The sequence below is a fragment of the Nitrososphaerota archaeon genome, from assembly GCA_011605775.1.
Lineage (GTDB): Archaea > Thermoproteota > Nitrososphaeria > Nitrososphaerales > JAAOZN01 > JAAOZN01.
Genome location: JAAOZN010000085.1, coordinates 1 through 7908 on the forward strand (window position 1 = coordinate 1; position 7908 = coordinate 7908).

General features: G+C 46.4%; 8 protein-coding genes and 1 tRNA gene. 5 read left to right on the forward strand and 4 right to left on the reverse strand.

Going from position 1 to position 7908, the window contains the following annotated elements:
• The coding region (locus HA494_07575) for a hypothetical protein (GenBank protein NHV97624.1) at window positions 1–1153 on the forward strand (1153 nt) is incomplete at its 5' end.
• A gap of 293 nt (window positions 1154–1446) precedes the next feature.
• On the opposite strand, the gene HA494_07580 is transcribed toward HA494_07575, so the two are convergent.
• Window positions 1447–1521 (reverse strand) — tRNA-Thr (locus HA494_07580).
• Window positions 1522–1587: 66 nt separating this feature from the next.
• On the opposite strand from HA494_07580, the gene HA494_07585 reads away from it, so the two are divergent.
• From HA494_07585 to HA494_07600, 4 genes are all read left to right on the forward strand, one after another.
• Window positions 1588–2256, forward strand: coding sequence for a hypothetical protein (locus HA494_07585; protein NHV97625.1), 669 nt, complete (start codon window positions 1588–1590; stop codon window positions 2254–2256).
• 46 nt (window positions 2257–2302) lie between these two features.
• Complete coding sequence (thiW, locus tag HA494_07590; protein NHV97626.1) at window positions 2303–2878, forward strand: energy coupling factor transporter S component ThiW; 576 nt, start codon at window positions 2303–2305, stop codon at window positions 2876–2878.
• The gene (locus tag HA494_07595; protein ID NHV97627.1) at window positions 2859–3428 is read left to right on the forward strand and encodes a DUF87 domain-containing protein; all 570 of its coding nucleotides are present in this window, start codon (window positions 2859–2861) and stop codon (window positions 3426–3428) included. Before thiW ends, HA494_07595 begins: the two co-directional genes overlap by 20 nt.
• Before the next feature lie 116 nt (window positions 3429–3544).
• Window positions 3545–4213: a hypothetical protein gene (locus HA494_07600; protein NHV97628.1), complete on the forward strand. Its 669-nt coding sequence runs from the start codon at window positions 3545–3547 to the stop codon at window positions 4211–4213.
• A 116-nt stretch (window positions 4214–4329) separates the two neighbouring features.
• Here the strand turns inward: HA494_07600 and dnaJ are convergent, their stop codons facing one another.
• Genes dnaJ through HA494_07615 form a run of 3 tightly spaced genes read right to left on the reverse strand, consistent with a single transcriptional unit; the run spans window position 4330 to window position 7847 of the window.
• Window positions 4330–5418 (reverse strand): molecular chaperone DnaJ, encoded by a 1089-nt coding sequence (gene dnaJ, locus HA494_07605; GenBank protein ID NHV97629.1) that lies wholly within the window; start codon window positions 5416–5418, stop codon window positions 4330–4332.
• A gap of 6 nt (window positions 5419–5424) precedes the next feature.
• Complete coding sequence (gene dnaK, locus HA494_07610; GenBank protein ID NHV97630.1) at window positions 5425–7266, reverse strand: molecular chaperone DnaK; 1842 nt, start codon at window positions 7264–7266, stop codon at window positions 5425–5427.
• A gap of 20 nt (window positions 7267–7286) precedes the next feature.
• Window positions 7287–7847: a nucleotide exchange factor GrpE gene (locus HA494_07615; protein ID NHV97631.1), complete on the reverse strand. Its 561-nt coding sequence runs from the start codon at window positions 7845–7847 to the stop codon at window positions 7287–7289.
• Window positions 7848–7908 lie beyond the last annotated feature (61 nt).

The window sequence follows — 7908 nt, forward strand, 5'->3', positions numbered from 1 at the left end:
AGCAGGCAACACAGCCACAAAGACCGCAACATACAGGGTAGACAACACACCACCAACCATAGCACACACACCAGTAACCACAGCAACAATAAACACACCCATAACAATCACAGCAACAATAACAGACAACGTAGAAGTCAAATCGGCAACCCTCAACTACAGAACCAAAGGAGCAGCAGACTACACAACCATAGCGATGACAGCAGTAGGCGACACATACACAGCAACCATACCAGCAACCGCAGTAACCAGAGAAGGAGTAGAATACTACATACAAGCAGCAGACACAGCAACCAACGAAGCCAAAACATCAGTATACACAATATCAGTAATGGTAGCAACACTCACAATAACACCAGACCACGCAGCACCAGGAGCATCAGCATCATACAGCGGAACAAACTTCACACCAAACACCTCATACTCACTAACCATAGACTGGAGCGGAATAACCGTAACCCTAGCAGCAGGCACAGTAACCCCAACAGGCACAATCTCAGGCACATTCAAAGTCCCAGCAGTCCAAAGCCAAGTCTACACAATAGTAGCCAAAGACAGAGCAGGAATAACAGCATCAGCCAAATTCGGAGTAGAACAAGTCTCAACAACAGAACTAGCAACCAAAGTAGACGCACTATCAACCCAACTAACAAAGGTAGAAACAAACCTATCACAAAAAATGGACACAGTACAAACAACAGTCACAAAAGCCGTAACAGACGCACAAACAGCAATAACAGCAGCCATATCATCAGCCCAAACAGACATCAAAAACGCCCTAGCAACAACCCAGAAAACCATAACAGACGCAATCTCATCAGCCCAAACAGCACTCGCAGCAAACATAAAAGGCGTAGACGACTCAGTCAAAGCAGCCCAATCAGCGCTCGCTGGAAGCGTCAAAAGCGTTGAAGACTCAGTTAAAGCGGCAGTCTCATCAGCCCAAACAGACGTCAAGTCAGCCGTATCATCAGCCCAAACAACACTATCAGGAAGCATATCAGGAGTAAAGAGCAGCGTAGACAAACTAACAGACACAGTAAACAACATAAACACAGGCATCGCAACAACATCAACATTCACACTAGTAGTAACAGCCCTAGTAGTAATCACACTCGTCATAGAAATAGTCATCCTAATAAGAAGGCGGTAAAACCGCCCCACACCCTATTTTTGTAAAATTGTGGTCTCTAATAATGAGTTCTTAGTTTGGATTCCCCTTGATGGCTTTTCTAAAAGCCTGTTTAATTTCTTCTTTTTTGTGATTGTAGTCTATATGTAAATATAACCTTATTGTCCAAAGTATTTGATGGTATCTCTCTCCAAGATGTCTTTGTGATCCATGCGTCTGTAAAAGTATAAGTTCCTCTATAAGACACCAAGCTAAAAAGGCTAGTCTGGAAACAACAAATATTTCATTCACATCTAGTAATTTTCTTAGGTTAAAGCCCCAGCCGGGCTTTGAACCCGGGACCTCCGCCTTACCAGAGCGACGCTCTAACCAGGCTGAGCTACTGGGGCCAACATAAGCTCCACCAAGTTAAGGTTTTAAGGGTTACCAACACAACTCCCCCAACTGAAGAAGAATTGAAGATAGTAATCAATAAATCGGTCTCCGAAAGATTCCCAGACCTCCACGTAGTAGTCAAGTGCGTCAGAGGCGTCAAAGTAAAACCCTCTGATGAAGAGCTCGAGCACATCAAACAAGAAGTCTGCAACCAAGTCAAAAGCAAATACGCCATCGAAGGACTCAAAGACGTCCCAACACTTAGAGCGTATAGAGACTTCTTCTGGCGCATAGGCGTCGACCCAACCAAGAACAGACCAGCATCAGAAGCACTCATCCGAAGAACCCTCGCAGGGAAACCTCTCCCAACCATCAACACACTCGTCGACGCATACAACCTAGCATCCATACTCAGCGAAGTAGCCCTAGCAGCCTTCGACGAAGACAAAATCCAAAGCAGCGAAGTCATCATGCGAACAGCAAAGAAAGGAGAAACCTTCCTAGGAATAGGAATGAAAGAACCCATCACACTCCAAGGAGGAGAAATCGTCTTAGATGATGCTGGCGACCTAATAGCTGTCTACCCCTACAGAGACGCCGAAAGATCAAAAGTAACCGAACAAACAAAAAACGTCGCCTTAGTCGCTTGCGGTGTACCAGGACTCAGCAAAGACACGCTCCTCCAAGCCGCCGACCTAGCAGTAAAATATGTGACAAAGTTCTGCGGCGGTACCATACACCAACCATAACCAGGTTATATACAAGCTTATAAGAAAAAATCGAGCAACCTATCTCGTGACAACCAACACCTCTACACACCAAAAACCCGCTAAAAGAGAAGCAGAGGCAAAGAAGATAGCCCTACTAGCAACTTTCATAGCCCTAGGCGTAGCCCTCTCAATCTACCCAGGGAGCATACCAATAGGCCCAACAAAAGTCTTCCCCTTCCAACACATGATAAACGGAATCCTAGGCGTAGCCCTAGGACCCTGGTATGCCGCCGCAGCAGCACTAGCCACAGGACTACTTAGAATCTCAATAGGCACAGGAACCATCTTCGCCCTCCCAGGAGGCATACCAGGAGCACTAGTCGTAGGGCTACTCCACAGATACCTGCATAAAAGCAGCTGGATCTCTTTAACCGAACCCATCGGAACAGGAATCGGCGCCCTAATAAGCGCCTCCATAGTCGCACCGCTCATACACGCACCACCCATGCCAGCAGCAGCTTGGGCTTGGCTAGGTTTAACCGCTCAGTGGCAGCTCTTCTTAGCCGCCTTTTGGGCCAGCAGCATACCAGGCGCGGTTTTAGGTTTTATTGTACTAGTTGCCTTAGAGAAGCGGGGTGTGCTTGCTAAGATTACGGTTTAAAGACCTCCTAGGTAAAAGAGTCGTTATAACTGGCGACGTCGGGGTTGGTAAGACTAAGCTACTAGCCTCCCTCGTCGATGAAGCCGCCTCAGACCCCGATCTTAAAGTGGTCGTTTTAGACCTCGCACCTGAAGTGCACATAGGCTTCGAAACCATAGGCGCCTCGGTCAAAACCTACTCCAGAAGGCTACACCAAGTAAACTACCTTAGACCCAGCACAATCTTTGCACCAAGGCTTCAAGGCAGAAGTAGAGAAGAGGTCTTAGAGTTAGCGGCCAAGAACGCCTCAACCATCAAACCTCTTTTAATAAGCATAGCCTCTAATCCTCCAGATGCACTATTCATCGACGACCTCACCATATACCTCCAAGCTGGCGGGATAGAACCACTAACCAAACTTATCAGCATAGTTAGAACCTTCGTTGCCACAGCCTACAAAGGTAAGAGGCTCCTAGACGATAAGTGCTCTGGTCTAAGTAGAGTAGAGAAGAGTAGGCTCGAATCTCTACTAAACGACCCTAAGCTAAACATCCTAGAAGTGCCTCTATAACCCACACTCGCTAACCTTATTCATACAAGGTGGCAGAAGCCATCTAAGCACCTACAGCATAGAAGTAACGTTAATATTTAGAACGCTCCTTCGGTGATTAAGAGGATCTAAGAAACTTGCGGATCGGAAGATATAGTGTTCCCCCCATTCGGCTCTATCCTACTCTTATTGATGTAGTTAGAAGACTGTATAACAGATTCCAAGACAATGAGGTTAATGATCTAAATGAAGTCGCCACCGCGCTTAATCACACATCGGCCAAAAGCGGAGCCTTCTTACTAAAGCTTACTGCGCTTAGAGCGTATGGGTTGATAGATGGAAGAGGCAAGATCCACATCAGCAAATTAGGCGCCTCTTTAGCTTATCCGAAAGATAGAAGTGAAGAAGAGAAAGCCTTAGAGAGAGCGGTTACAAACATCCCTCTTTGGAAAGAACTTTACCTAAGGTTCGGCGTAGATCTCCCAAAACAGGGCTTGGTTGAGGAGCTAGCGAAGATAACAGGAGCAACCCTAGAGGAAGCTAGGGCGAAAGAGGAGTGGATTAGACGAGCCTACCAAGACGATCTACTACCACTAACCTCTAAACCTATTACGAAAGAAGAACCCAAGCTTCAGCAGAAGAGCCTTGAGGAAAGGCCAAGCGGCTACATAGAATTTACAGCCGGCGAGATTCATCTAAAGCTACCTTTAACAAAGGAAGGCGTCGAAGCAGTGGAAGCCGCTTTATCCATATTGAAGAAGAGATTTACACAAACACCAGAAGAGCAGAACAACAACCCGCATTAAGAAACCTAATCTTAAATCTACTCCCTTGGTAATATGGTTGGCATAATCGTCTTAAGCAACTTATCCTATGGATCTGACTTTAGCAGCCATATGTGTGCGGTAGATGCAAATAAACACTATTCGAGTTCCTTCTCAAACTCCCTTAGAAGAGCCTTCTGCTTTTCACTAAGCTTGGTTGGAACTTTAATGTTAACTTTGACTAGAAGGTCGCCTCTACCATACTTGTTGAGTCTAGGCATACCTTTCCCTCTTAATCTAAAGATGGTACCGCTCTGAGTCCCTGGAGGTATCTTGAGCCACATATGCCCATCTAAAGTAGGCACAGCTATCTCAGTCCCTAATGCGGCTTGAGGAAAGCTTATGTAGGCTTCAAAGATCAAATCATCCCCCTCCCTCTTAAAGTATTTGTGAGGCGCTATGGAGATCGTTAGATAGAGGTCTCCAGGTTTCTTGGTGTCTGGGTGTACATCTCCCTCACCTCTGAGTCTAAGCGTAAAGCCTTCATCTACCCCTGCTGGCACACTAACCTTTATCTTCCGATAAACCTCAACTAAACCAGTACCTCTACACTCTGAGCAAGGGTTTTCGATGATAAAACCGCGTCCGCCGCAGACATCACAGGTTGTGGATGTGATTATCTGCGCAACCCCCATCCTACGTATGTATTGTACTTGACCTCTTCCTTGGCAACGTGAACAAATTGTTGGTGAGGTTCCACGTCTGGCGCCGCTACCGTTGCAAGCTTTGCATCGCTCTGTTCTAGGCACTTGAATCTCTTTCGTGGTTCCTGCTGCGGCTTCTTCAAGCGTTATGGTTAGGGTCATCGAGATATCTCTGCCTCTAGCTTCCTCATATACGCGTCTTCCTCCGAAGAACCTTGAGAAAAGGTCATCGAAGTCAAAGCCGAAGCCTAAGTCTCTAAATATTGTTTCGAAGTCTGCTCCTCGGAATATATCTTCGGCTGTGTACCTACCATCTATGCCAGCGTGACCGAACTGATCGTACTGCGCTCTCTTCTCATCGTCAGATAAAACCGCGTAGGCTTCAGATATCTCTTTAAACTTCTCCTCTGCATCAGGAGACTTATTTCTGTCAGGGTGGTATTGTAGTGCGAGCCTTCGGTACGCTGCCTTTATCTCCTCCTTTGTAGCGTTCCTAGGCACGCCAAGTATTTCATAGTAGTCCTTTTTTCTGTTGCTGCTCAATTAGGTTCAACGCTTTTCCTCATCGACTACTTTATAGTCTGCGTCAACCACCTTCTTATCCCCTTCTGGTGGTTTTGATGTTTGAGCGGATCTCTGCTGAGCGGTCTGCTGGTAGACGTAGGTGCCGATCTCTTGCAGAACCTTTGAGAGCTCATCGGTCTTACTCTTAATCTTCTGAAGATCCTTGCTCTGCATAGCTTCCTTAAGTTCCTTCATCGCTTGATCGAGTTTGGATAGCTGCTCCTGAGTCATCTTAGATGCCAGCTCAGCTTTAGTCTTCTCAGCCGTGTATAGGACGGAATCCGCAGCGTTCAAAGCCTCAGCCAGCTCCTTCTTCTTCCTATCCTCCTCAGCAAACTTTTCGGCTTCTTTAATGAGCCTCTCCTTCTCCTCCTTTGAGAGTTTTGTTGCTGCGGTTATTGTGGTCTTCACTTCTTTTCCGGTAGCCAGATCCTTCGCTGTAACGTGTAAGATGCCGTTAGCATCGATGTCAAATGTAACTTCTATTTGAGGTACACCTCTTGGGGCTGGGGGTATGCCTGTAAGATGGAACATGCCTAACGATATGTTGTCTGCAGCCATAGGGCGCTCACCTTGCAGCACGTGAATCGTTACTGTGGTTTGAAAGTCTGCAGCTGTTGTGAAGATCTGGCTGCGCCTACATGGTATAGTTGTGTTCCGCTCTATGATTTTAGTGAATATGCCCCCTAGCGTTTCAACACCAAGAGAGAGGGGGGTTACGTCCAATAGGACTATATCGGTTATTTCACCTGCGATTATCCCACCTTGTATAGCGGCACCCATAGCGACACACTCCATAGGATCTATGCCGCGCTCAGGCTCCTTGCCCATAACCTGCTTCACAAACTCCCTAACGATAGGCATCCTCGTAGGTCCGCCTACTAGTATTATCTTATCGATATCCTCCGGCTTCATCTTCGCATCAGCCAGCGCCTGCATCATCGGACCCCTGCACCGCTCCACAATAGGTCTAACAAGTTCCTCAAGCTTCGCTCTGGTCAGAGTGGTTGTTAGATGCTTGGGACCACTTGCATCACTTGCTAAGAATGGTATGTTTATCTCGGTGGTGAGAAGTGTTGAAAGCTCGATCTTCGCTTTTTCAGCAGCTTCTCTGACCCTCTGCACAGCCATCCGATCATTAGAGATATCTATGCCTGTCTCCTTCTTGAACTGCTCGATGAGGTACTGGGTGAGCACGTTATCCATGTCAGTTCCACCTAGCTGAGTGTCCCCACTTGTGGCTTTCACCTCAAAGACGCCGCCGCCGAACTCCAAGATAGTGACATCAAGCGTGCCGCCTCCGAGATCAAAGACCATGATCTTAAGCTCCTTACCCGCCTTGTCTAAACCGTAAGCTAACGCGGCAGCTGTAGGCTCGTTTATGATTCTAACGACCTCTAAACCAGCTATTTCACCAGCATCTTTAGTAGCTTGCCTCTGGTTATCGTTGAAATATGCTGGTACGGTTATCACCGCTTTCTCGATCTTCTCACCTAAAAATGCCTCTGCGTCTCGTTTGATCTTTTGGAGTATGAAGGCAGAGATCTGCTGAGGCGTATATTCTTTGCCAAATATCTTCACCTTATAATCTGTACCCATCTTTCTTTTGATGGCAAAGACGGTTCCTTCTGGATTAGTTATCGCTTGCCTCCTAGCAGGTTCACCTACTAGGAGCTGCCCATCTTTGGTGAAGGCTACTACTGATGGGAACGCTTTCCCACCTATAGTAGTTCCTTCTGCACTAGGTATGATGACTGGCCTACCTCCTAGGAGTACCGCAGCTGCTGAGTTGCTGGTCCCTAAATCTATCCCAATTATCTTCGCCATAACCCCCACCTCCTCTCTCTTCACTCTATATTACCATAATCTTGCGCTTCTGTTCGCCTTTTATTAACCTCTACTAGGCTTGCTCTTATAACTTTACCCCCCAATTTATAACCTTTTCTGATCACCGCAGTTATAACACCGTCTTCAGAATCTTCCTTACTTACATAGCTAAGGGCTTCGTGCAGATTTGGGTCAAATTTAGCTCCTAGAGCCTCTATCTCCTCTAACCCCTCTTTTGCAAGCACTGCCTTAAAGTTTTCAGCAACCATCTTTACTCCTTTTAATAAAGGAGAATCTTCGCCGGCTGCCTGTATAGCCCGCTCCAGATCCTCTTTGATTGGGATAAGCGCGAGGATCAAGCCCTCCTTTGCGCTCATCACTCTACGACTCACCTCTGCCTCAAACATTTTACGATAATTTTCAAAATCAGCCTGAAGGTATTTGAGCTGAGTTAGGTAGTTCTCAGCTCTTTTCTCGCATTCTTTAATCTTCTCCTCTAGGAGAAGTATCTTCCCTTTAAGATCCTCTTCTTCTACTATCTGCTTCCCTTGTTCCTTTTGCTTACCTTCTTTGTTTTCCATCTAATAACTTCACCTCACTTCTATGAAGCCTTTGCCCTACCTTTTTGTATAAACTTTTCTC

Coding starts and splice junctions, on each gene's coding strand:
- HA494_07615 (NHV97631.1), bottom strand. CDS start 7,847: ATGGAAAACAAAGAAGGTAAGCAAAAGGAACAAGGGAAGCAGATAGTA.
- dnaK (NHV97630.1), bottom strand. CDS start 7,266: ATGGCGAAGATAATTGGGATAGATTTAGGGACCAGCAACTCAGCAGCT.